The following is a 24722-nucleotide window of genomic DNA, read 5'->3' on the forward strand; positions in this document are numbered from 1 at the left end:
AGTACCGCCCCGTTGTGGTGCGCCCGTACCAGAGGTAAGCCAACCCTTGCTTGTCCGCCGCTTTTATGCAACCCTTACCTAACTGACCCGAAGAGGTGAAGACAATGTTCGTTTGCATCTGCCGCGCGGTGACCGAAGACGAGGTCCACGAGCACTGCTCGGCCGGCGCGATGTCGGTCGACGCCATCGGCGAACGTTGCGGTGCCGGCGAAGGCTGCGGCACCTGCCTCGAACGACTTCACGAGATCGTCAGCGAAAGGACCGCAACCGCCACCACTGCTGCATGACGGACGTCATCTGACGTCGATTGGACACCTCGCGCCGGAAGCCCGACGTGGGGCCTTCATGCGTGCTACGTTCCCTATACCACGGCGAACGGAGACACGGTCATGCGCGGCGACGACGAGGTGATCGCACTACTCAACGAACAGCTCACCAGCGAGCTGACGGCGATCAACCAGTACTTCCTGCATTCCAAAATGCAGGCGAATTGGGGGCTCACCGAGATCGCGGGCAAGTCCCGCGCGGAGTCCATCGAGGAGATGCACCACGCGGAGACCCTGACCGATCGCATCCTGTTCCTGGAGGCTCTGCCCAATTATCAGAAGATCTTGCCGCTGCGCATCGGGCAGACCCTGCGTGAGCAGTTCGAATCCGACATGGCGGTGGAGATCGAGGTCGTCGAGCGGCTCCGGCCCGGCATCTCGATGTGCCGCGGCAAGGGCGACATCACCAGCGCGAGAATCCTCGAGGACATCCTCAAGGACGAAGAGGATCACATCGACTACCTCGAGACCCAGCTCGAGCTGCTGGACAAGCTCGGCGAGCAGCTCTATCTGTCGAAGACGGTCGCAACCCCGCCCACCGTCGGCTGACCTCGCACCAGACTTCTCTGCAGCCCCGACAGCGGTTGCGGCCCAGGTGGCCGCAACCGCTGTCGGCTTCTGTGTGCGCGTCGACCGGCGAGCCGGCTACACGGACACGCCGACGCCCTCCGCCGGCACCTCTGAAGACTGCCGGACCCTCGCAACCCGCCGTTGGGTGACCAGCGCGAGTGCCAACACCAGGACCCCGGCCACCGCGAGAACAGCACCGAGCATCGACGGTGCCCGATAGCCGTGACCGGCAGCGATCACCACCCCGCCCAACCATGCACCGAGCGCGTTGGCGATGTTGAGGGCCGAATGGTTCAGGGCGGCGGCGAGTGTCTGCGCATCGTCGGCGACGTCCATCAGTCTGGTCTGGAGAGCTGGAATGGTGGACGCTCCCGACAATCCGATCGCGAAACTCAAGAACATTGCCGCCCAGGCGTTCTGCAGCGTCAACGCGAACAACGCGAGTGAGAGACCGGTGGCCACCAGACCGATCAGGATGCCGAGCGGCACACTGCGGTCGGCGAGGATCCCGCCGGCGACATTGCCGACGACCATGCCGAGACCGAACAACATCATCGCGATCGGAACCAATGACACCGATATGCCGGTCACGTTCGTCAGCGCGGAATTGAGATACGTGTAGAACGCGAACATGCCGCCGAAGCCCACCACCCCGATGAGCAGTGTGAACCACACCTGTGGTCGCGCGAGGGCGCCGAGTTCGGTGATCGGATTGGTCACCGGCATGTCCGACAGATCTGGGAGGTTCCGGACCAGGGCGACGATGGTCGCCAGACCGATCACCACCACGAGCGCGAAGGCCACTCGCCATCCGAGGGACTCGCCGAGCCAGGTCGCCATCGGGACGCCGAGGACGTTGGCCACCGACAGCCCGAGCATCACCTTGCCGACCGCCTTCGCCCGATCACGAGGGCCGGCGAGGTGCGCCGCGACCAAGGCAGCAACCCCGAAATATGCGCCGTGCGGCAGGCCCGCCACGAATCTCGCGGCGATCAGCAATCCATAGGTGGGTGCGAACACGGTCGCGAGGTTGCCCACGGTGAACGCGACCATCAGGCCGATGAGCAGTGTGCGACGAGACATGCGCGCGGTGAGTGCCGCGATCAGCGGGGCACCGACAACCACCCCCAATGCGTAGGCCGAGATGACATGACCTGCCGTCGGCTCACTGACGCCGAGGGTGCCGGCGATGTTCGGCAGCAATCCCATCGCGACGAACTCGGTGGTTCCGATCCCGAACCCGCCGAGCGCAAGGGCGAGGATCGCCCACCGACGGATGGACCGCTGCGGACGTGCGGACAGCGCCTGGGTGAGGTCCTGGGTGAGGTCGGGGGGTGAGGACACCATTTCTCCAACCTCGATGGACGGCGTGCTGATTCCACATACGCCGGGTGAGTTCGTTCACAGCCGAGATCCCCGCCGCCCGGCACCGGACGGCCGGGTGGGGACGCACCGGCGGTCAGTCCGCGAGAGCGGCCTGCAGATTCTCGTCGAGAGTGCCGAGGAACTCCTCGGTGGTCAGATACTGCTGGTCGCCGCCGACGAGCAAGGCGAGGTCCTTGGTCATCTTGCCGCCCTCGACGGTGTCGATGACGACGTCCTCGAGCTTCTGCGCGAACTCCCGGACCTCCGGGGTGTTGTCCAGCTTGCCGCGGTGATCGAGGCCGCGCGTCCAGGCAAAGATCGACGCGATGGGATTGGTCGACGTCGGCTTGCCCTGCTGATGCTGGCGGAAGTGGCGCGTCACCGTGCCGTGTGCGGCCTCGGCCTCGCAGGTCCGGCCGTCCGGCGTCAGCAGCACCGAGGTCATCAGCCCGAGCGAACCGTAGCCCTGCGCGACCGTGTCGGACTGCACGTCGCCGTCGTAGTTCTTGCACGCCCAGACGTAGCCGCCCTCCCACTTCAGGCAGGAGGCGACCATGTCGTCGATCAGACGGTGTTCATAGTGCAGCCCGGCCGCGTCGAACTCCGCTTTGAACTCCTTCTCGAACACGTCGGCGAAGATGTCCTTGAATGCGCCGTCGTAGGCCTTCAGGATCGTGTTCTTGGTCGACAGGTAGACCGGATAGTTCCGTTGCAAGCCGTAGTTGAAGGACGCGCGCGCAAAGTCCTCGATCGACTTGTTGAAGTTGTACATACCCATCACCACGCCGCCCTCGTCGGGCATCTTCACGATCTCGTGCTCGATCGGCTCGGAGCCGTCGTCGGGGGTGAACGTGATGGTCACGGTGCCACCGGTGGGCACCTTGAAATCCGTTGCGCGGTACTGGTCACCGAAGGCATGGCGGCCGATGACCACCGGCTTCGTCCAGCCGGGAACCAGCCGGGGAACATTGGAGATGATGATCGGCGACCGGAAGATCGTGCCGCCCAAGACGTTACGGATCGTGCCGTTCGGCGACCGCCACATCTTCTTCAGCCCGAACTCCGCCACCCGCGCCTCGTCGGGCGTGATGGTGGCGCACTTGACGCCCACTCCGTGTTTCTGGATGGCATGTGCCGCGTCGACGGTCACCTGGTCGTCGGTCTGGTCGCGGTACTCGATGCCGAGGTCGTAGTAGTCGAGGTCGATGTCGAGGTACGGGTGGATCAGCTTCTCTTTGATGAACTGCCAGATGATGCGGGTCATCTCGTCGCCGTCGAGTTCCGCGACCGTTCCTTCGACCTTGATCTTGCCCATACGGCTTTGCGCCCTCCTCGACACGACGACGCACAGCCCCTGTGCTTGTGGCAGGGCTGCACGCATTCCAAATCTGGTACGGCAGGTGATCCGCCCGCGCGATCAGCGCTAAAACAGAACGCGCGTACTGCTATAGCCGAGCATACCGCTGATCGGGAATGGAAGGCTCACCGGCGGTCAGACCGTGAACCGTCCGCATGGGCCACGGGCGCACCCTCTAGAGGCCCGCAAGAGCGCCCCGGATAGGCGCCCTCCGCACGGTTCTCGTCGACGACAGGTCGATGCCGGCCGTGCGAACGCGCCTTTCGGAGCGCTTTCCGTCGGAGCCGTCGAGTGGCCGGGCTACTCCCCGTCGTCGCCACCGTCGGTGCTCGATGCGGAACTCTTGGCGGTGCCGCCGCCGATGCCCGAAGTGACTGCCGGACCGGTCCCACGGTCGTCACCGGTGTCGCTGTCGCCGGGCGTCGTGCCGCCGCTGCCCGCCGCGCTCTCTGCCGCCGGAACGGACCCGACGTCGGCGGACCCGGTACTGCCGGGTCCGGCATCTGCGGTGCCCGTATCTGCGCTGCCCGTATCTGCGCTGCCGGTTTCCGTGGTGCCGGCGCCGGCGCCGGCTCCAGAATCCGTCACGGCCGGACTCGCCTCGGAGACCGCCGGCGGGGTGGAGCTGTACTTCGGCGCATCATAGGCACTACCGGCCGTGGAATCCGCCGCCGAGCTGCCCTCCGACGTAGCGGAAGACGAGGCACCCGAACCAGCGGAACCGGTTGCCGGCGCGCCACTGTCGACAGCCTGCGGTTCGTCGACGGCGGTGAGCGCTCGCAGAACGGCGGTCCGCTGCTCGGCGGACGATTCATCCGTCGCAACGGTCGTGAGCACGCTCGCGGCACTCTCGGTCGCCGTCGCCTGGGGGCCGGGGAACTGCGCGGCCAGGAATCGCACATAGTTCACCGGAGCCAGGATGATGCTCTTCGCGCTCGCGGCGAGTGCGGCAACGCCTGCCTCGACCTCGTCCGGCGCTGCATGGACGATGCCGTCGAGGATGTCCTCGAACACGAAGAGGTCCGGGAGGTAGGCGCCGTAGCCGAGGTTGGGCAGTTGGGGCAGCTGGTCCTGGACCAGCCGGACCAGGGGCTGCAGGTTCGCCAACGATGCGCCGTTCGGCACATCGATGGTCCAGTGGCCGGCGAGGAAGTCGGGGATCACATTGCCGTCGACCCCGATTGCCTCGGCACCCTGGCGGATGACGCCGACGATCGCGGAATCCTGGGGGACCATGCAGGTGGTGGTCGAACCGGCGGCACATTCGGTGGTCGGCCACTCGGCCGGATTCAGATACATGCGATATGGGTAGTAATTGTGCTTGGTGAAGTAGCCGACCAGTCCGTCGATCGCGCCGATCGGATCGTGTAACGGATCGGGAAGGTCACAGATGGGATCACCGGCCGCGCACACCGTGGTCACCGGGATGGTCCCGAAACCGCCGTCGCGGGGGCCGGTCATGGTGAGCCCGGGAATCACACCGATCAACGCCAACTCGATGCCCTCGCCCCCGAGGGTCCCGTCACGACGCGGATCGGAGTAGAGCTCGCCGGAGATGACCGGGATCTTGTCGCCGTTCTCATCGAGGACGAAGTCGCCGTTGCCGTCGACCTGGTACTTCCGGATCTCGACGTCGTCGTCAGGATCGTCGGGGGTGTTGTGGATGTCCACCTTGCCGACCCGGTCGTTGCCGATGTCCGACAACACGTCACCCGCCACCCGGGCGCCCTGCGAGTAGCCCGCAACCACGACCGGACTGCCGGGGCATTCACTCTGGTAGGTGGCGATCGCCTTCGTCGTCGCTGCCTCCCCCTGCGCCACGCTGTCGTCGTAGCCTGCGGCACCGAGCGGCCAGAGCGTCGTCGGATAGTCGGCGTAGATGACCCGGTACGGCTCGGCGGCGTAGTCGGTGTCGTCACCGGTCCCCAGCGTGTTGTCCAGCCCCGTCCCGCTGTATCGCTGCTTGATCCCGACCAACGCCGCGCCCTCGGGATCGTTCGTCCCCCCGACGACGACGACCGCACCCCCGCCACATTCGGCGGCAGCGGCCGTTCCGATGGCCCCGGGCACGCAGAACGCCGCGACGACAGCCAGGCTCGAGCACGCGGCGATGAGTACGACGGAGGCCCGACGCGAGATCGGGAAGCGGGTTGTCATACGTTCGGCCTTCGTCCAACCTGGCGCACACCGGACCGGATACGCGTCCCCAGGGCTGGCCACAGGGTAAATGTACGATCTCAAAACACGAATCCCCATTAGTGATGCTAACGATTTCTAACTGATGTTTTGCCAACGCAAGACGGGAATTTCATCCATTCAGAGGACAGGTGTCATCAGATCGGATCACCGCGATCAGGAGGGTTCTCACGTCGCCGGCGCCGTGTTATATCCTTGACGCCAGGTCATGAGCATCAGCGCAAAGCCCCGGCTTGCTGATCGGCAACCCTCCATCCGCGGTGGGGTGCTCCGGGTGATGACCGGGTTGAGGAACTCGAGTTCGAGCTCCCCGGCAAGCGCGGGTCCGAAGGTCGGACCCCACCAGGGTCGTTGCACCCTGCCGACCGTAGAAAGCGATGACACAGTCATGTCCGACGCCCCCGAAGAGACCAATCCAGTCGACACCTGGAGCTTCGAGACCAAACAGATCCACGCGGGTCAGACCGCGGATCCGACCACCAACGCTCGAGCGCTACCGCTGTACCAGACCACTTCGTACGTCTTCAACGACACGCAGCACGCCGCGAACCTCTTCGGACTGGCCGAACCTGGCAACATCTACACCCGGATCATGAACCCGACGCAGGACGCCGTCGAGCAGCGCATCGCCGCACTCGAAGGGGGTGTCGCCGCCCTGCTGGTGGCCTCCGGACAGGCAGCCGAGACGTACGCGATCCTCAACATCGTCGAGAACGGCGGACACGTCGTGTCCAGCCCGCGTCTGTACGGCGGTACCTATAACCTCTTCCACTACACGCTGCCGAAACTCGGTATCGAGGTGTCCTTCGTCGACGACCCGGAGGATCTCGATTCATGGCAGGCCGCGATCAAGGACAACACGCGAGCCGTGTTCGGCGAGACGATCTCCAACCCCAACAACGAGATCCTCGACATCGAGGGCATCGCCGAGGTCGCTCACCGTCATCAGCTGCCACTGATCGTCGACAACACCGTCGCCACGCCGTACCTGCTCAATCCGCTGGCACACGGCGCCGACATCGTCGTGCACTCGGCCACCAAATACATCGGCGGCCACGGCACCGCGATCGGCGGCGTGATCGTCGACGGCGGGGCCTTCGACTGGCGTGCCCAGCGCGACGGCAAGGATCTCTTCCCGGGTTTCACCACCCCGGACGCGAGCTATCACGGCGCGGTCTTCGCAGATCTCGGCGCGCCCGCCTACGCATTGAAGGCGCGCGTGCAGTGGCTCCGCGACACGGGTGCGGCGATCTCCCCGTTCAACGCCTTCTTACTGGCACAGGGACTCGAGACGCTGAGTCTGCGCGTCGAGCGCCACGTGTCCAACGCCCAACGTGTCGCCGAGTTCCTCGAGCAGCATGCACAGGTGGAATCCGTTGCGTACGCGGGACTCTCGTCGTCGGCGTGGTACGAGCGCGGACAGCAGATCCTCCCCAAGGGGCAGGGCGCGATCGTCTCGTTCGAGATCACCGGAGGGGTCGACGCGGGGAAGAGCTTTGTGGATGCCCTCGGACTGCACAGTCATGTCGCGAACATCGGTGACGTACGGTCGCTGGTGATCCACCCCGCATCGACCACGCACAGCCAGCTGACGCCCGAGGAACAGGCCGCCGCGGGCGTCACCCCCGGTTTGGTGCGCCTGGCCGTCGGGATCGAGGGCATCGACGACATCATCGCCGACCTCGAGCAGGGATTCGCGGCGGCCGCACGATAAACCGGAGATCAACGGAGACAGGGGAACCGAGGTGCAGCGCAGAGTGAGTGAATCGTGTCGGTGAGTATCGAACCGAAGACCGAGTCAGCTGACCGGCCGGACTGGGAGCAGTTGCCGGACGGGGCGATGTCCAGCGTCCGGATCGGCTCGGTCTCGCTCGACAACGGCGGGCAGATCGACAACGTCACCCTGGCGTTCCAGCGCTGGGGAACGTTGTCGCCGACCCGCGACAACGTCATCCTCACGCTGCATGCCCTCACCGGCGACTCGCATGTGACCGGGCCGTCGAATGCAGAGCATCCGTCGCCGGGCTGGTGGGACGGACTCGTCGGCCCCGGATGCGCGATCGATACCGACGAATGGTGTGTCATCTCCGCCAACGTGCTCGGTGGCTGTCGGGGTTCCACCGGACCCGCGTCGCCGGATCCCGATGGGCGGCCGTGGGGTTCACGCTTTCCGCAGATCACCGTGCTGGATCAGGTCCGGGCAGAGCGACTACTGCTCGAGCACCTCGACGTCGCAGGCATCGGTGCCGTCATCGGCGGCTCGATGGGCGGCGCACGCGCTCTGGAATGGGCGATCGAATATCCGGAGATGGTTCGCAGCGCACTGGTTCTCGCCGTCGGCGCCAGGGCGACCGCCGACCAGATCGGTACGCAGACCACCCAGATCGCGGCGATCAGGGCCGACCCCGACTGGCAAGGCGGCGATTACCACGGCACCGGGCGTGTGCCGTCGACCGGTATGGGCGTGGCACGGCGCATCGCCCACCTGACCTACCGGGGTGAGGTGGAACTCGATCAGCGGTTCGCCGATCACCCTCAGGGCGACGAGGAGCCGCTGACCGGCGGCCGCTACGCGGTGGACAGTTACCTGCAGCATCAGGCCGACAAACTGGTCGGCCGCTTCGATCCCGGCAGCTACGTGGTGCTGAGCAACGTGCTCAACCATCACGACGTCGGCCGCGACCGAGGCGGCATCGAAGCTGCCCTGCGCCGTTGTCAGGTGCCTGTCATCGTCGGCGGCATCGTCTCGGACCGTTTGTACCCCTTGCGCTTACAGGTCGAGCTGGCCGAATTGCTGGGCAACTGTATCGGTGGCCTGCAGGTGGTCCACTCGGACAACGGTCACGACGGGTTCCTCACCGAGTTCGACGCCATCAGCGATCTGCTGAAGCAGACCGTCGAACTCGCCCGCGGCTGAGCTCCGGCCGGACGCTACCGCGAGGGCACCGGCGTGGTCGTGGTCGACGACGTTCCGGGCGAATCCTCCGATGTCGGTGCCGTGGGTGTCACCTGCCGCTGCGCTCCCCGCGGCGATGTCGTCGTCGCCGGTGCCTGCTGAGGCGGCGGCGGTGTCGGCTGAGTCGTCTGCGGCTGGAAACCGGGAGGCAACAGATCCGGCGGGATCGTCGGCGTGGGCCGGGTACCGGTGGGCCAGGGCAGCGACGGAAGCGGATAGGGCAAGAGCGTCCGGGTGGTCGTCGAGGGCTGATCGGGTTGCTGCGTGGTGGGCGGCAGTTCGGTGGTGGCCCAGCCGGGTGATTCGTTCCACCGCGGTTCGGGCCGACGGGTGGTCGGTACCACCTGTTCCTCGGTCGGGACCCGGACCACGGGTGGCGGTGCGACCGCCGTGGTGGTCGTGGCGGGCTGTTGCGGCGCGCGTGACGTCGTGACCGCCGAGGAGGAGGTGGTCGACGAGGTCGTGGGTGCGGCCGTCGACGACGGAGCAGGCTCGTTCTGCCCGGTCAGCGAGGAACTCACGGCGAAGATCGTCATCATCGCCGCGGCGATGATGGCACCGACGACGGCCAGCGGCGTCGCCGAGAGCCACTCGCGGTTCCGTTTTCCGCCGATGAACGCGAGCTTGGACGGACTGTCGGCGGTGGTCTTGGTCCGAGCCAGGATCGCCGCGCCGATGGATGCGGCGAGCTCGGGGGCCTCGGGGACGATCACCTCGAGCGAGTGCTCACGGTCGACCATGGCGCGCACCGCAGGCAGGTTGGCGATGCCACCCACCAGGACGACCGCCTGGGGCGGTGCGCCGCGATCGGCGCCTTCGGACAGGTAGCGCGCCAACGCTTCTCGTGCATCGTCGACCATCGGGGCGATCGCGGTGTCGATGGTGTCCTGGGTGAGCGTCATGTGCCCGCCACCGTCGGCGAGCAGGATCGAACCGGCTGCTGCCGACGGGCCCTGAGCAGAGAACTCCTCTTTGGCGGTGCGGCACGCACTGAGAAGTGCACGCCGACGGACCCGGGCTCCCTGCGGCTCGGCCGCACTGTCCTCGGCGACCAGTTGACCGACGATCGACCGATCGAGTCGACGCCCGGTCAGCGCACGCGATCGTTCCGTCGCCGAGATCCGATTGGTCGCGGGCTCGACGGTATACAGCGACATCCCGGTGTCGCCGCAGTCGACGACCACCACGGACTCGAACCGGTTGATGTGCCCGGTCGCCGACAGGTACGCGACGACGGCCTCGTCATCGTTGACCAAATGGATCTGACGACGCGGACCGGCGCCCCGCGACTGGAGTTCCCAGCGTTGCTTGGTGGTGCGTGCGGCAATGCCGATCGGACCGACCCGCAGGTCCGCGTCGCGCGCGGCACCCAGCATCAGATCGATCCCGGCGTTCACCCGCCCGGCGACGTCGAGTCCGTCGCTGCGGTCGACGTCGATCACCCGGGTGTCCACGACACTGCGCCCGACGTCGTCGCGGGTGAGCAGGACGTAATGGATCATTCCGTCGCCTGCAGAGACACCCATCGACGTGGAATCATCCGGAATCGTCGGGTCGGCGGTGTTGATCGTCGAAGTGATACGTACTCCCCAGCTGTTGGCGCCCCCTCGGGCCTCAGGTCACGTGTTGATATCTATTGTAATCAATCTGTGCCCAACGGATCGATTGACGTCGCCAGCCACAGAATGAGTGTGCCGGTCGCCGCCATCGCCGCAACATCGAAGAAACGCCCTCTGACCTGCAGAAGCCCTGCTCGCGAAGACGGAATCAGAGCCCGCAGGACCGCGCCCAGCAGCAGAGCCGATCCGAAGACGAATGCGCCACGCCGCCAGCGGTCGAACAGCACCAGCACCGCGGCGATCAGTAGGCCGAGCAGTACGACAAAGTATGGGATCTGAACCAGATAGCGCCTGACCTGCCGCGCGTGCCGAATCCGCTCGACGCGGCCACCGGCACTGGTCCCGGTCACCCGACAGGTCCCGCCCCGGTACGACCGGCGAGTTGCGCTTCCGCCCGCTCCACGACGTTGACGAGCAGGAACGCGCGAGTCAGCGGCCCGACCCCGCCGGGATTCGGTGACACGTGGCCCGCGACGTCCCAGACGTCGGGGGCCACGTCGCCGGTGAGCCCGGCCTCGGTGCGGCTGACACCGACGTCGATGACCGCGGCACCCGGCTTGACCATGTCCTTGGTGATGAGGTGCGGGACCCCGGCTGCGGCGATCACGATGTCGGCCCGCGACACCTCGGATGCCAGATCGCGGGTGCCGGTGTGGCAGAGCGTGACGGTCGCGTTCTCGGTGCGTCGCGTGAGCAGCAGACCCATCGGTCGCCCGATGGTGACCCCGCGCCCGACCACGGTGACCCGTGCGCCCTTGATGGGGATGTCGTATCGCCTCAGGAGATGGACGATGCCCCGCGGCGTGCACGGCAACGTCGACTCCTTGCCGAGTACCAGACGGCCCAGATTGATCGGATGGAGACCGTCGGCGTCCTTCGACGGGTCGATGCGCTCCAACGCGGCGTTCTCGTCGAGATGACGAGGTAACGGCAACTGGACGATGTATCCGGTGCAGTTCGGGTCGCTGTTGAGTTCGTCGATCGCGGCGTTCAGTTCCTCGGTCGACGCATCCGCCGGGAGATCCTTACGGATCGAGGCCACGCCGATACGGGCACAGTCGGCGTGCTTGCCTTTCACGTAGGACTGCGAGCCGGGATCATCCCCGACCAGGACGGTACCGAGACCGGGCATGATGCCCTCGGCACGCAACTTTTCCACCCGAACCCCGAGATCCTCGAAGATCTCGTCACGAGTGACCTTGCCGTCGAGTCGTATAGCGCTCACAGAGGTCCATTGTTCCATCCGCTCCATCGGTACCGTGGATGGACGTGGAACCATCTACCGATCGGGTGTTTTCGGTCACCCTCGACGATGTCGTCGCCGCCCGGGAGCGGATCGCCGGCTCGCTGCGCCGGACGCCGGTTCTCCGGACATCGATCGACACCATCGACGGCCCGGTCGACGTGGTGTTCAAGCTCGAATACCTCCAGGCGGGTGGTTGCTTCAAACCCCGCGGAAGCCTCAACGCCGTGCGCCATGCACGAGACGAGGAACTACTCGACGACGCGGGGGTCCTGGTCGCGTCCGGCGGTAATGCCGCGATCGGCGCCGCGTGGGCGGCCCGTATCGCCGCCACCAGGTGCACCGTGGTGGTGCCGGAGACTGCACCTCAGGTCAAGGTCGACAGCCTGCGCGCGCTCGGCGCGGAGGTACATCATGTGGGCGACCGTTACCAACACGCGGCCGACGCCGCGGCCGAGATGGCGAAGCGATCCGGCGCCCTCCTGCTGCACGCCTATGACCAACCCGACATCGTGGCCGGGGCCGGCACCATCGGACTCGAACTCGCCGACGACATCGACGGTCCGCTCACCACCGTCGTCTGTGTCGGAGGCGGCGGACTGCTCGGCGGACTGACAGCTGTACAGCGGCCGGGCGACCGGATCGTCGGCGCCGAGCCGGCCGGGTCGTCGTGCCTGCATCAAGCGCTCGAGGCGGGTCACCCCGTGTCCGTGGAACTCGACAGTGTCGCCGCCGACTCACTCGGCGCCACCCGCCTCGGGGACGTCTGCTGGTCGACCATCGCCGGTCGCGCGGTGACCAGCGTGGTGGTGTCGGACCCGGAACTGATCGCGGCGCGTCGTCACCTGTGGGACGCCTTTCGCATCCTGGTGGAGCCGGGCACCGCCACGGCGGTCGCCGCGGTGCTCACCGGAGCCGTTCGGCCGGAACCGGATTCGACGTTATGTGTGGTGCTGTGCGGCGCGAACACCACGTGGTACGTCGGCGGGCAAAGGCTCGTGCATCCGGCCGGCCACCGAGGCGCTAATCTGGCCTGACCATGTTCCGCATCATGTTCTACCAGCCGTGCATCCCACCCAATACCGGGAACGCGATCCGCCTCGCCGCCAACACCGGCTGTGAACTGCATCTCATCGAGCCACTCGGGTTCAGCATGTCCGACGCACAGGTGAAACGCGCCGGCCTGGACTACCACGAGATGGCCACGGTGACAGTGCATCCCGACCTGGCGACGGCCTGGACGACGCTCCAGCCCGAGCGGGTCTTCGCCTTCACCGCGCATGCGTCCCGCTACCACACCGATGTCGAGTACCGACCTGGCGATGTCTTGCTGTTCGGGCCGGAACCGACCGGGCTGCCCGACGACGTGCTGGCCGGACCGGAAGTCACCGACCGGGTCCGGATCCCCATGTTGGCCGGGCGGCGGTCACACAATCTCGCCAATGCCGCGAGCATCGTCGTCTACGAGGCGTGGCGGCAGAACGGGTTCACCGGGGCGGTCTGACCGTCTGGTCGGCGGGCGCCGTGATCGGTGTGGATGTGGTCAGTTGTCGATGCGGAACCGTTTGGTGCGGGCCGTCGCACCGCCGACGAGGGCGATCTTTCGTTTGGGCACACCGAGATGATCGGCGAGAATCTCGGCGACGGCCTTGTTGGCCCGTCCTTCGGCTGCCGGTTCGCGGACGAAGACGGTGACCGAACCGTCCGGCCCGGTCTCCACCAGCGGCCCCTTGCGACTACTCGGCTTCACCGTCACCACGATCTGCCTCGGCATTGCCGCCGCCCCTCTCTAATGCCAATCCCTGGAACGAGTTCCAACTCGGAGATCCAAGCGCTGTAGACGCTCCGCGACCACCGTCACCGCCCCCTCGGCATTCTGCACGGTGCCACGGATCAGCAATGCTGATGCAGAGTGTGCCAGATTCCGATGTCGAGTCCACAACCCCACCGAGCAGACCACGTTCACCATGCCCGTTTCGTCCTCGAGGTTGATGAACGTCACACCCGATGCGGTCGCCGGACGCTGCCGATGGGTCACCGCGCCGGCCACGGTGACCCGTGATCCGTCTGCGACAGACAGCAACCCGTCGGCCGGGACCACCCCCAACGCTGCCAGGCGGGGCCGCAGGAACTGGGTCGGATAGGACGTCGGGGTGATACCCGTCGCCCAGGCATCCGTGGCGGCCAGTTCGATCTCCGACAGCCCCGGCAAGGTCGGTGTCCGTGTGGACGACTCGAGTGCCAGCTGATCCGATCGCACCGTCGCGGCGGCACCCGCCTCCCACAGGGCCTGCCGCCGACTCATCCCGAAGCCGGCGAACGCCCCTGCTCCCGCCAGTCCCTCGAGTTGATGCACCGTCAGCTCCGCACGGCGGGACACATCTGTCACATCCCGATAGCCGCCCTCGAGGTCACGGCATTCGACGATCCGCTCGGCGACATCGTCACCGAGCCCCCTGATCCCGCCGAGCCCCAAACGGACCTCGAGCCCCTTGTTCTCCAACGTCGCATGCGCAAGCGACAGATTGATGTCCGGACGATGCACGACGACACCGTGCCTGCGCGCATCCGCGACCAGCGACTGCGGCGAGTAGAACCCCATCGGCTGAGCCCGCAACAACGCCGCGCAGAATGCCGCCGGATGGTGGAGCTTGAACCACGACGAATAGAAGACCAGGGACGCAAAACTCTGCGAATGACTTTCCGGGAAACCGAAATTCGCGAACGCGGCCATCTTCTCGAAGATCCGATCGGCCATTTCGCCGGTGATCCCGTGCTCCTCCTCCATACCTCCGTAGAATCGCCTGCGCAGACGTTCCATCCGCTCGGGCGACCGCTTGGAACCCATCGCTCGGCGCAGTTGGTCGGCCTCCGCCGCATCGAACCCGGCCACATCGACCGCGAGTTGCATCAATTGCTCCTGGAACAGCGGCACTCCCAGTGTGCGATCGAGCGCCTTGCGCATCGACGGATGTTCCACCGTCGGCTTCTCCGTCCCGTTGCGGCGCCGGATGTAGGGATGCACCGAGCCACCCTGAATCGGTCCGGGGCGGATGAGAGCCACCTCGACCACCAGGTCATAGAACGTTCGCGGCTTCAGCCGAGGCAAGGTGGCCATCTGCGCGCGCGACTCCACCTGGAACACACCTACCGAGTCGGCCCGGCACAGCATGTCGTAGACGGCCGGCTCGGTCAGGTCCAAGGTGGCCAGGTCCACCTCGATGCCCTTGTGTTCGGCCACCAGATCGATGGCGTAGTGCAGCGCCGACAACATACCCAACCCGAGGAGATCGAACTTGACGAGACCTATTGCGGCGCAGTCATCCTTGTCCCACTGCAACACGCTCCGGTTCTCCATCCTCGCCCACTCCGTCGGGCACACGTCGGCGATGGGCCGGTCACAGATCACCATCCCTCCGGAGTGGATACCCAGATGCCTTGGCATTCCCAGGATCTCACCTGCCAGATCGGTGACGTCGTCGGGCGCCTCGTCGGGGGCCTTGCTCCATGCGTCCTGCTGGCCGGTGGCATAACCGAGTGCGCGCGCCATGTCACGGACCGCGGATTTGCCACGATAAGTGATGACATTGGCGACCTGTGCACTGTAGTCACGGCCATAACGTCGATAGACGTATTGGATCGCCTCTTCCCGTCGATCGGATTCGATGTCGACATCGATGTCGGGTGGGCCGTCCCGTTCGGGCGACAGGAAGCGTTCGAACAAGAGCTTGTTCGCGACCGGGTCGACGTTGGTGATGCCCAATGCGTAACAGACTGCCGAGTTGGCGGCGCTTCCACGCCCCTGACACAGGATGTCGTTGCGCTTGCAGAAGTTCACGATGTCGGCGACCACGAGGAAATAGCCGGGAAAGGTGAGGGTCTCGATGATGGCCAGTTCGTGCTCGATCTGCCGATACGCTTGTGGATGGGTGCCCGGGGTGCCATAGCGACGCAGCGCACCATCCATGGTCTGTTCCCGCAGCCAACTGATCTCGGTGTGTCCGTCCGGGACGTCGAACGGGGGCAACTGGGGCGCGATCAGGCCCAGCCGGAAGGCGCAGTCGGCAGCCAATCCGACCGTGTTGTCGATCGCGTCCGGATGGCCGGTGAGCAACCGGGACATCTCGTCACCGCTGCGCAGATGTGCACCACCGACACCCGGCAGCCAACCGTCGATGGTCTCGATGTCCGTCCTCGCCCGGACCGCCGCGACGGCCGTCGCGAGCCTGCGGCGTCGTGGCCCGGCAAAGTGCGCCCCGGTGGTCGCCACCGTCGTCAGACCGAGTTCGGTGGCCAGCCCGGCCAGGATCGCGTTGCGTTCGTCGTCTTCGGGCAGCCCCTGGGCGGTGAGTTCCACCGCGACATCCTCGCGGCCATAACGGTCCATCAGGTCGGTCAGCGCGAGCCGCGCAGCCCCGGGTCCACTCCGCTCGAGCGCCCGCCGGACGGCCCCTTTACGACACCCGGTGAGGACCAGCCAATGACCACCTCCCACGTCCGGCAGTCGTTCCCGGTCATAGCGCAGCAATCCCTTCTCCCCCGCCACCATGTGCGCATCCGCGATGGTCCGGGACAGTCGCCGATACCCCTCGCTGTCGCGGGCGAGGACGAGCAGATGTTCGCCCGGCGGGTCCGGGACACCGGTCCGCGTGACGTCGGGCTCCAGGGACAGCTCGGCACCGAACACCGTGGGCATGCCGAATTCCCTTGCCGCCTCGGCAAATCGAACGACCCCGTAGAAGCCGTCGTGATCGGTGACGGCAAGGGCCTCCAGGTCCAGACGCTGCGCCTCCTCGACCATCTCCTCCGGCATCGAGGCACCGTCGAGAAAACTGTAGGAGCTGTGCGCGTGGAGTTCGGCATATCGGACGGACGATCGACCTCGCTCCACGCCCTCGGGACGGTAGGCACCCCGTTTCCGAGACCATGCGGGGCTGTCGTTGCCGTCCCCGGAATTGTCGCCGGGGCCGAAGGCCTCCCCGGGCCGCCCGCTTCCCGGCGCGCGGCCGGAGAGCACCCGCTCCATCTCCGACCACGTCGGTGGCCCCTGATCCCATCCCACCCATCGAGTCTATCGAACATGTGTTCGATGATCCAGAGTGGAACCTCGTCCCACGCTCAGACCCCGAACGCGGCCGGATACTCGATCACTCCGGACGGGATCGGTTCATCCGGGTCGAGAGCCAGATACATCAAGGCCTCGTCGGGAACCTCGAACGACGCCGCGATCCCCACGTCGGATGCGGGGCGGAATCCGAACCGCGAATAGAACTCGGGATGGCCGAGAACCACCACCAGATTCTCCACCGGAGATTCGTTGACCGTCCGCGTACGCGCCTCGTCCAGTACATATGCGGTGACGTCGGTGCCGACCCCACGGCTCTGCCGTTCCGGGGCCACCGCGCAGGGGGCCAGCGCAAGCGCCTGGCACCCGCCCACTCGACAGCGGGTCAGCAGGACGTACCCGACGGCATCTCCGCCGGCATCGGTGGCCACCACCGACAGCCCCGGAATCCAGACCGCCGGATCTCGCCGGAGCGCCTCGACGAGATCCGCTTCGTCCGGTTGACCGAACGCCGCGCCGACCACCTCGCGGATCGCTGCGACATCGCGCTCGACCTCGATCCGGCACTCAACCATCGTCGCGCCTCGACACGTGCCGTTCCTGCCACCAGAGCGGTGCGTCGACGAAGTGGTTGTCGAACTCATCCTGCACTGCCGCAAGCTCTTCCAGCGTCGCCTCGCCTGCCTGGATCCGGGCGAGCAGCCGGAAGTACTCGAACCGCTCGACGCCGGGCGTGAGCACGATCAACACACGTGCCGCGGTATCCGGCGTCGCACCGAATGCATGCGGCATCAGCTTGGGCACCACCACAGAGTTCCCGGCCTCGACGGTGACGATCCGATCGCCCGTCATCACCCTGAGCTCACCGTCGACGACGTAGAACATCTCCGAAGATCGTGTGTGGAAGTGCGGGGCCGCGCCATCGGCGCCCGCCTGCAGTCGGACCTCGAGCGTGCTGAGTGCACCCTCCGTATCGGTGGCGTCGAACAGCAGGTGCATGGAGGCGCGGTCGGTCCCCACCACCTCGTCGTCGGGCCTTCGCACCTCTGGCTCCTGCTCGGTGATGTCGGTCATCGTTTCATCTCCCTCTTGTCGATTCCGGCGGTCAGACGAACAGCAGAACTGCGGCCACGATCATCGCCAGCGCCGTCGCGCCGTGGATACCCAACGCAGTCTTCCGATCCCCTCCATTGGACAGGACGATCCCCATGTCGCCCAGCGGAATCAGCGCGAGCACGAGCACGAGGAGTGCGAGCTGATCGCGGGCCGCGAACGTGAACACGATCACCATCAGGCCGGTGGCGACATCACGAATCCCCTTCACCTGCCACCATCCGCGCGCATCCGCCGCAGGGAGGACGGGAAGACCGAAGCCGGCGGCATTCTTCTCGTTCTTTGCCAGATAGGCCGCGCCGATCGCCATGATGCCGAGGGCGCCGATCCAGCCGAGGACGAGTCCGATCGAGGACGTGAGCATGAGGTAGACCTTCCTTGTGAACTATTTCTATCAACGATAGACTATTGCTGGACCAAAATCTATCAGTGATACCCTCGCGGTGTGGGAGTTCGAGAACGCAAGGCACGCGACAAGCAGGAGCGCGAACGCAGGATCGTCGACTGCGCCCGCACCATCGCCGACAGCGAGGGCTGGGCCGCGGTGACAACTCGCCGCCTCGCCAACGAGATCGAGTACAGCCCGCCCGTGCTCTACGGCCACTTCCCGGACGGACGGGACGGCATCGTGAGTGCGGTCGCGCTCGTCGGATTCACCGACTTCACGCAGGTCATGCGGGAGGCGCTGGACGGCGCCGGCATTGCCGATCGGGTCGGCGCGTTCATCGAGGCCTACCTGGCCTTCGCCGCCGAGAACCCGGCCACCTACGAAGCGATGTTCTCGATGCGGCTCGGCGTGCAGTTCGCACACGACTCCACGCCGGCCGAATTGCGGGAGGCCTTCGACGTCCTGGTCGACGCCGTCGGCGGCGGCGATCACACCGGCGATGCCGGAACCCGGGCAGAGCTGCTGTGGAGCGCGCTACACGGGATGTCGGTCCTCACCCAAGGCCACCGACTGAGCCCCGGCAACCGGCGCAGGCGCGTCGATGCACTCGCAGGCCTCTTCGATCCGGCGTAGATCCGGCGTCCTGACTCCGCCAGACCCCGGGAGCCCACGTCCCGACACACGGCCGACCGAATGTTGCCATTCGTCAATGTAAATGTCACCCTGGGTAGAAATCGGCTCCTTACCGTCAAGTAAGAACCGAGTCACGCTGGTCGAAGTCACGCTCTAGAAGATCGGACACCACAGCCATGACGACATACTTCATCACCGGTGGCAGCGGATTCATCGGTCGCCGGGTCATCGAACGCCTCCTCACCGTCGAGCCCGACGCCCGTATCCACGCCTTGGTGCGCGCGCAGACGCTGCCGAGGTTCAGCCAGACGCTCACCGACATGAACGCCACCGGACAGGTCACACCGGTGAGCGGTGACGTGACCGCCCCCGGACTCGCGCTCGACAGTGCGGATCTCCCCGACATCGACCACGTCATCCACCTCGCCGCGATCTATGACATGACCGCCGACGCCGACGCCCAGCAGGCCGCGAACGTGGAGGGCACGGCCCGCGTGGCCGATTTCGCCCTCACGGCGGGCGCGATGATGCACCACGTCTCCTCGATCGCGGTGGCCGGTGACCATCGCGGAACCTTCACCGAGGAGGATTTCGATGCCGGACAAGGGTTTCCGTCGCCGTATCACCGCACCAAATTCGAGGCCGAGAAAGTCGTCCGCGACCGCGAGGGGCTTCGGTGGCGTGTCTACCGACCGTCGATCGTCGTCGGCGATTCACGCACCGGCGAGATGGACAAGGTGGACGGCCCGTACTACTTCTTCGGGCACCTCGCGATGCTCGGTCATCTGCCGTCCGGACTTCCCCTCCCGATGCCAGATCTAGGCAACACCAACATCGTTCCCGTCGACTACGTGGCCGGCTCGATCGTCGCTCTCTGCACCGTCGAACCGGAGCGCAGTGGGATGGTCTATCACCTCGCCGATCCCCGACGCCGCACGATCACCGGGATGTACAACGCGATCGCTCCCGGATTCCATGGGCCACAAGGCCGCAACGTGATTCCCAACGGGATCGTCGAGCCACTGCTCACGCTGGCCGGCACCGGACCACTACGGGTCGGTCGGGATCTCCTCGCCACCCAGCAGGGCATCCCGCCCGCACTCCTCGACACCGTGTCACTGACCGTCGATTTCCGATCCGACGACACTGTCGCCGTGCTCCGTGAGCGTGGGATCATGTTGCCGGACCTCGACGACTACGGCCCCCGCCTCTGGAAGTACTGGGCCGCGCACCTCGACCCCGCCCGGCACCGTCACCACGATTCGCGTGGACCGCTGGTCGGCAAGAACATCCTGATCACGGGCGGCTCCAGCGGGATCGGCAAGGCCACCGCACGGATGTGTGTGGCACGGGGGGCGACCGTGTTCATCGTCGCCCGTGACGCCGACGGCCTCGATGCCGCGGCGGCCGAACTCTCGGCGACCGCGAGCAAGGACGGCGTGCCACCCGGCCGGGTGCATCCCTACCAGTGCGACATCACCGACGAAGAATCGGTCGCCGGGTTGGTCAAAACTCTTCTCGCCGAGCATGATCACGTCGACATCCTGGTCAACAACGCCGGACGGTCGATCCGGCGGGCGACCATCAATTCGACCGACCGGTTGCACGACTATCAGCGACTGATGGCAGTGAACTACTTCGGCGCGGTCAACCTCGTGCTGGGTCTGCTCCCGCACATGGTGGAGCGTCAGGCAGGCCACATCGTGAACGTGACCTCGATCGCCGTGCAGTCCCGTGCCGCCCGGTTCGGTGCCTACGCCGCGTCGAAGGCCGCTCTCGAGGCCTTCAGCGATGTGACGAGTACCGAGAGCCTCTCCGACCACGTCACGTTCACCAACGTACGGCTCCCGCTCGTGCGTACACGGATGATCGCGCCCACGGAGGCATACGAGAACCAGGCAGGCGTGTGGGGTGTGGACAAGGCGGCGTCCCGGGTGCTGCACGGCATCCTGGACCGACCGCGTCGCGTGGGTTCGGCGGTGGGCACCCTGGCCGAGATCGGCCACCGGTTCGCTCCGGGGCTGACCACACGAATCCTCCACCAGGAGTATCTAGCCTTCGGTGAATCGGCTGCCGCACTGGGCAAGTCGAACTCTGATGATGACGGCAGCGCGTGACCGACACACCGTTCCTCTCGGTGGACGTCGCGCGGCTCGACCGCAACATCGGTGCAGTCGCCGAACGCGCACGGGCTGCCGGCATCGACCTGCGGCCACACGCGAAGACCCACAAGTGCGCCGAGATCGCTCGACGGCAGCTGGCGGCAGGCGCGGTCGGGCTGACGGTCGCCACCATCGGTGAGGCTGAGGGCTTCGCCGCGACCACACCGGACCGCGCGGATCTGTTCATCGCCTATCCGCTCTGGGTGTCCGGCGACAAAGGCCCCCGTCTGCGTGCCCTCGCCGAACATGCCCGACTTCGCCTGGCGGTCGACTCCGCGGACGGCGCACGACAACTCGCCGCGGAGATCGGCGATGCCGACGCCGACGTCGTGGTGGAGGTCGACTCCGGGCAGCACCGAACCGGCGCGGACCCCGGGGAGTCCGGCATGATCGCCTCCGCAGCAGCCGATGCGGGCCTCCGGGTGGTCGGTGTGTTCACCTTCCCCGGCCACGGATACGGCCCCGGCGATGCACGACACCGGGCCGCACAGCAGGAGGTGACCGCACTGTCGGTGGCCGCCGAACGACTGCGGGACAGCGGCATCGAGCCCGTGGTACGCAGCGGCGGATCCACCCCCACGATCGAGTTCGCCGAGCCAGGGGTGCTGACCGAGATCCGACCGGGCGTCTACCCGTTCAACGACGCGCAGCAGGTGGAACTCGGATCGTGCGGTTTCGCAGATGTCGCACTGTGCGCCGTCACCACCGTGGTGCACCGAACCGGTGAGCGAGTCGTGGTGGATGCGGGCAGCAAGGTCCTCGGCGCCGACCGTCCGCCGTGGACGTCGGGGTTCGGACGCCTGCTCGACGCACCCGACGCGACCATCACGTCGCTCTCGGAACACCATGCGGTGATCGAATTCCCGTCGGACACCGCCCCTGCCGCGATACCCGCCCTGGGTGACCGGTTGCGGGTGATCCCCAATCACGTGTGTACCGCCGTCAACCTGGTCGACGAATTGATCGCCGAGACGCCCGACGGGACGACGACCGGGTGGCCGGTCATCGCCCGCGGCGCCAACTCGTGATCACCGATCACTCGTAGACCCCCTCGACCACCCACTTCTCCGCCCGATAACTCAGCAGCAGCGCACGCGAGTCGTCGAGCAGGACCTGTGCCCGGGCAGTGATCCCACCCGTGTCCGTGTCGATGCCGGTGGGCCAGGGACCGGCCCACCAGCGCAGTTCCCAGGCGCCGCCTCGTGCCCGACCGCGACGTTCCATCCGAATCGTGGTGGGTTCGGTGGAGAAACACCCCCGGGCGGTCACCTCCACCGGACTCCCGGTCAGGTCGAGCATCTGGATCGGGGTGTCCAGCAACACCGCTGGGGTCGGTTGCGGCAACCGACCCGGCCACGGGGCATCGGGATTGCGCGCCGGGACCCGTTCGTCCCCGAGGGAGACCATCGTGATCCGGTCGCCAGGACCACGTCCGCCACTCCGGATCGGAAGTTGCACGGCATCACCACCGAGCAGCCCCTGTACCCGGACCAGGGATCGACGGGCCCGCTCGTCGACCTCCGGATCTTCGGGTAACCCGTTGCCGTTCAACGAGTACTGCAGCGCTCCGGCAGCGACCACCTCGACCGGTTCGAGCCGCAGCACATCGATCGGCGCATCCGGCCGACCCTCCGCACCGGCCCGGCCACCGGTCAGCCACCCCTCGAGCTGCCAGCGAATCCGGTCCGCGGTGGCCTCCGGGGTCAGCGGCTGAGCGCACCTCCAGGTCCGGGAATGACGTTGCCCCCGTTCGGTGACCGCTTCCACGGTGAGTCGTGTGCAGGCCACTGATGCCGCAGCCAACCGTCGTGCCAGCGCATCGGCCAGCCGACGGCCGAGGAATGCCGCCGCATCGACACGGTCGATCGGTGGATCGCAGCGATGCTCGATCACCAGATCGACCGGGGAGATCTGCCCCGACGGCGGCCGGCCGGGAACGGCGTTGGCCAGTCGGTGCGCGGTCATGGCATCGGCGGAGAAGCGGGTCGCGACGTCGCCGGCCGGCAGCTCGGCAAAGGCACCGATCGTCGAGATCCCCAGGCGGCGGAGCAGATCGACCAACTCTGTCCTGGTCGGATCACTCAGGCTGGGTTCGACAGCGAGGTCGGCAACCGGCCGGCCGGCCAGATAGACGGCATCACCACCCGGCTCGACGTGAGCGCCGTGCCGCGCTGCCAGCACGGCGGTGAACAACTCGTCGGCCACCCCCACATGTGCCTCGACACCGGATGCCGCCACCGCATCGATCAGCTTCTCGGCCAGGACGTCCTCACCACCGAAATATCGGGTGGCATTGGACGAGGGCACCACCAGGAGTCCCGGACGCAGCACCTCGACGACCGGCACCAGGTCGGCCACCACTGCGACCACCGGCTCGAAGAACCTGCCGTCGCGGTGATCGTCGGTGGTGACGACGGTCATCTCCGGACAGGCCGACTGCGCCTGACGTTTGCGCATCCCGCGCCGCACACCGACGCTGCGTGCCGGCGCCGAACAGGCGATCACCCGGTTGGCGTGCAGCACCGCGATCGGATGTTGTGGCGGGAGGTCGTCGGCCATCGCCGCGGCCGTCGCGGGCCAGTCCGGACACCACAGGGCGAGGACACGGCCACCGGAGGCGACCGGTGAGGTCATCGGCGCCGCCATCAGTTGGCCACCGCAAGACTCGGACGCGTCGGCGACGGCACCAGATCCACCTGCCCGGTGGCACCGAAACCTCCTGCCACCACATCGATCTCACCGGTCTCCCGTTGATGCCCCCGATCGGTGACGGACACCTGCAGAGACATCCCGCCGATCCGGCCATATCCCGCCCGGGCCGTGGCGAGATCGATCGAACCGAGACTGCCGGGCAGATGCCGGTAGGTCACCACCTCCGCGTCCAGACGGAGCTGCGCCCCCGGCCATGTTCCGCCGGCGGTGATCAATGTCGACAACTGTTTGCGGACCCGACCCATCACCACCCGTGTCCGGGATGGCGGCACCGCGACGTCACCCAGTCCCAGCACCACGAGATCCATCCCGTCGAGCAGCACCCCCGCCACCTCGATCGGGTCGACCCCCGGATTCGGCACCGTGGCGATCCGCGACAGATCGCCGCCGAGTTCCGCGACTGCCCCGTAGTTGAGTTGGGGCAGACCCACGATCCCCACCTGGCAACCCGACCCGCTCACCGATGCGATCACCGACAACAGGATCGACCGGGCACCGGAGATCGTGACCACGCTCCCCCGGACCAGGCCACGCCGGGGCAGCAGATCCGCCAGCGCCCCCGGCACCGGCAACACCCCGGCCGATCGGTCGGCAACCTCGACAGAGTGGTGATCGGGGCGCCCCGACATCACCGCGATCTGGCGTCGGAGACGGTCCAGATCGTGGCCAACCGCCCCCGCTGTGACAACACCCGCAGACGTACCCATACACCCTCCTGAACTGCGACTTTCCGCAATCAGCGCGCAGGGAAGATGCATGCTGTTCGAACATGTTTTCGATTCGATTTCATCCTAGGACGACCCACCGACAACCGTCAACGCGGCCCGCACCACACCCCAACCACACCGCACCCCGCACCCCGCACATCCGCAGACCCGCAGACCCGCACATCCGCAGACCCGCCCCGCAGCCGCGACGGTTTCCGTCATCCGCGACGGGGGGAAGGGGGGGGGGGTGTCGGGGACCCGGCGGGGGGGGGGGGGGGGGGCGCGGGGGGGGGGGCGCACAGGGGGGGGT

Annotated in this window: 22 protein-coding genes and 1 riboswitch; of the genes, 9 read left to right on the plus strand and 13 right to left on the minus strand. The window is 66.7% G+C overall.

Features of this window, described 5'->3' with window-relative positions:
* Positions 1–104 precede the first annotated feature (104 nt).
* Positions 105–287: a (2Fe-2S)-binding protein gene (locus ACPXCG_RS00810; protein WP_425788186.1), complete on the plus strand. Its 183-nt coding sequence runs from the start codon at positions 105–107 to the stop codon at positions 285–287.
* Positions 288–389: 102 nt separating this feature from the next.
* Positions 390–875: a bacterioferritin gene (gene bfr, locus ACPXCG_RS00815; protein ID WP_425788188.1), complete on the plus strand. Its 486-nt coding sequence runs from the start codon at positions 390–392 to the stop codon at positions 873–875.
* A gap of 96 nt (positions 876–971) precedes the next feature.
* On the opposite strand, the gene ACPXCG_RS00820 is transcribed toward bfr, so the two are convergent.
* From ACPXCG_RS00820 to ACPXCG_RS00830, 3 genes are all read right to left on the minus strand, one after another.
* Positions 972–2243: an MFS transporter gene (locus ACPXCG_RS00820; protein WP_425788190.1), complete on the minus strand. Its 1272-nt coding sequence runs from the start codon at positions 2241–2243 to the stop codon at positions 972–974.
* A 112-nt stretch (positions 2244–2355) separates the two neighbouring features.
* A complete protein-coding gene (locus ACPXCG_RS00825; protein ID WP_425788192.1) occupies positions 2356–3576 on the minus strand; it encodes an NADP-dependent isocitrate dehydrogenase in 1221 nt (406 codons plus the stop codon).
* Between the two features lie 342 nt (positions 3577–3918).
* Positions 3919–5775: a PE-PPE domain-containing protein gene (locus ACPXCG_RS00830; RefSeq protein ID WP_425788194.1), complete on the minus strand. Its 1857-nt coding sequence runs from the start codon at positions 5773–5775 to the stop codon at positions 3919–3921.
* A gap of 243 nt (positions 5776–6018) precedes the next feature.
* Positions 6019–6140: riboswitch (SAM riboswitch) on the plus strand.
* A gap of 62 nt (positions 6141–6202) precedes the next feature.
* On the opposite strand from ACPXCG_RS00830, the gene ACPXCG_RS00835 reads away from it, so the two are divergent.
* Positions 6203–7528 (plus strand): bifunctional o-acetylhomoserine/o-acetylserine sulfhydrylase, encoded by a 1326-nt coding sequence (locus ACPXCG_RS00835; protein WP_425788196.1) that lies wholly within the window; start codon positions 6203–6205, stop codon positions 7526–7528.
* A gap of 54 nt (positions 7529–7582) precedes the next feature.
* Positions 7583–8731 carry a homoserine O-acetyltransferase MetX gene (metX, locus tag ACPXCG_RS00840; RefSeq protein WP_425788197.1) on the plus strand — a complete coding sequence of 383 codons (1149 nt, stop codon included), beginning with the start codon at positions 7583–7585 and terminating at the stop codon, positions 8729–8731.
* 14 nt (positions 8732–8745) lie between these two features.
* Here metX and ACPXCG_RS00845 read toward each other — a convergent pair whose 3' ends face one another.
* From ACPXCG_RS00845 to ACPXCG_RS00855, 3 genes are all read right to left on the minus strand, one after another.
* Positions 8746–10296 carry an Hsp70 family protein gene (locus tag ACPXCG_RS00845; RefSeq protein WP_425788199.1) on the minus strand — a complete coding sequence of 517 codons (1551 nt, stop codon included), beginning with the start codon at positions 10294–10296 and terminating at the stop codon, positions 8746–8748.
* A 116-nt stretch (positions 10297–10412) separates the two neighbouring features.
* Positions 10413–10739, minus strand: a complete 327-nt coding sequence (locus ACPXCG_RS00850) for a DUF3017 domain-containing protein (protein ID WP_425788201.1) — start codon at positions 10737–10739, stop codon at positions 10413–10415.
* Entirely contained in the window at positions 10736–11614 is an 879-nt protein-coding gene (locus tag ACPXCG_RS00855; RefSeq protein WP_425788203.1) for a bifunctional methylenetetrahydrofolate dehydrogenase/methenyltetrahydrofolate cyclohydrolase, read from the minus strand. Before ACPXCG_RS00855 ends, ACPXCG_RS00850 begins: the two co-directional genes overlap by 4 nt.
* Positions 11615–11658: 44 nt before the next feature.
* Between ACPXCG_RS00855 and ACPXCG_RS00860 the strand changes: the two genes are divergently transcribed.
* Entirely contained in the window at positions 11659–12669 is a 1011-nt protein-coding gene (locus tag ACPXCG_RS00860; protein ID WP_425788205.1) for a serine/threonine dehydratase, read from the plus strand.
* Between the two features lie 2 nt (positions 12670–12671).
* Positions 12672–13136, plus strand: coding sequence for a tRNA (cytidine(34)-2'-O)-methyltransferase (locus tag ACPXCG_RS00865; RefSeq protein ID WP_425788207.1), 465 nt, complete (start codon positions 12672–12674; stop codon positions 13134–13136).
* A 39-nt stretch (positions 13137–13175) separates the two neighbouring features.
* On the opposite strand, the gene ACPXCG_RS00870 is transcribed toward ACPXCG_RS00865, so the two are convergent.
* From ACPXCG_RS00870 to ACPXCG_RS00890, 5 genes are all read right to left on the minus strand, one after another.
* Positions 13176–13406 carry a DUF167 domain-containing protein gene (locus tag ACPXCG_RS00870; RefSeq protein WP_164308403.1) on the minus strand — a complete coding sequence of 77 codons (231 nt, stop codon included), beginning with the start codon at positions 13404–13406 and terminating at the stop codon, positions 13176–13178.
* 15 nt (positions 13407–13421) lie between these two features.
* Entirely contained in the window at positions 13422–16694 is a 3273-nt protein-coding gene (locus ACPXCG_RS00875) for an error-prone DNA polymerase (RefSeq protein WP_425788209.1), read from the minus strand.
* Positions 16695–16750: 56 nt separating this feature from the next.
* Positions 16751–17272 (minus strand): GNAT family N-acetyltransferase, encoded by a 522-nt coding sequence (locus tag ACPXCG_RS00880; RefSeq protein ID WP_425788211.1) that lies wholly within the window; start codon positions 17270–17272, stop codon positions 16751–16753.
* The gene (locus tag ACPXCG_RS00885; protein ID WP_425790409.1) at positions 17265–17696 is read right to left on the minus strand and encodes a cupin domain-containing protein; all 432 of its coding nucleotides are present in this window, start codon (positions 17694–17696) and stop codon (positions 17265–17267) included. The genes ACPXCG_RS00880 and ACPXCG_RS00885 overlap by 8 nt, the downstream gene beginning before the upstream one ends.
* A 106-nt stretch (positions 17697–17802) precedes the next feature.
* Positions 17803–18174, minus strand: coding sequence for a DUF4267 domain-containing protein (locus tag ACPXCG_RS00890; RefSeq protein WP_425788213.1), 372 nt, complete (start codon positions 18172–18174; stop codon positions 17803–17805).
* Positions 18175–18255: 81 nt separating this feature from the next.
* Here ACPXCG_RS00890 and ACPXCG_RS00895 point away from each other — a divergent pair, with 81 nt between their 5' ends.
* The 3 genes from ACPXCG_RS00895 (at position 18256) to ACPXCG_RS00905 (ending at position 22021) form a co-directional block, all read left to right on the plus strand.
* Complete coding sequence (locus ACPXCG_RS00895) at positions 18256–18831, plus strand: TetR/AcrR family transcriptional regulator (protein ID WP_425788214.1); 576 nt, start codon at positions 18256–18258, stop codon at positions 18829–18831.
* Positions 18832–19007: 176 nt separating this feature from the next.
* Positions 19008–20948 (plus strand): SDR family oxidoreductase, encoded by a 1941-nt coding sequence (locus tag ACPXCG_RS00900; RefSeq protein ID WP_425788216.1) that lies wholly within the window; start codon positions 19008–19010, stop codon positions 20946–20948.
* Positions 20945–22021, plus strand: coding sequence for an alanine racemase (locus tag ACPXCG_RS00905; protein WP_425788218.1), 1077 nt, complete (start codon positions 20945–20947; stop codon positions 22019–22021). The genes ACPXCG_RS00900 and ACPXCG_RS00905 overlap by 4 nt, the downstream gene beginning before the upstream one ends.
* Positions 22022–22028: 7 nt before the next feature.
* Here the strand turns inward: ACPXCG_RS00905 and ACPXCG_RS00910 are convergent, their stop codons facing one another.
* Entirely contained in the window at positions 22029–23627 is a 1599-nt protein-coding gene (locus ACPXCG_RS00910; RefSeq protein ID WP_425788220.1) for a DNA polymerase Y family protein, read from the minus strand.
* A gap of 11 nt (positions 23628–23638) precedes the next feature.
* Positions 23639–24412, minus strand: a complete 774-nt coding sequence (locus tag ACPXCG_RS00915; protein WP_425788222.1) for a hypothetical protein — start codon at positions 24410–24412, stop codon at positions 23639–23641.
* Positions 24413–24722: the final 310 nt, after the last annotated feature.

Source organism: Gordonia sp. DT218 (assembly GCF_049847105.1).
In the GTDB taxonomy this organism is placed as follows: Bacteria; Actinomycetota; Actinomycetes; order Mycobacteriales; family Mycobacteriaceae; genus Gordonia.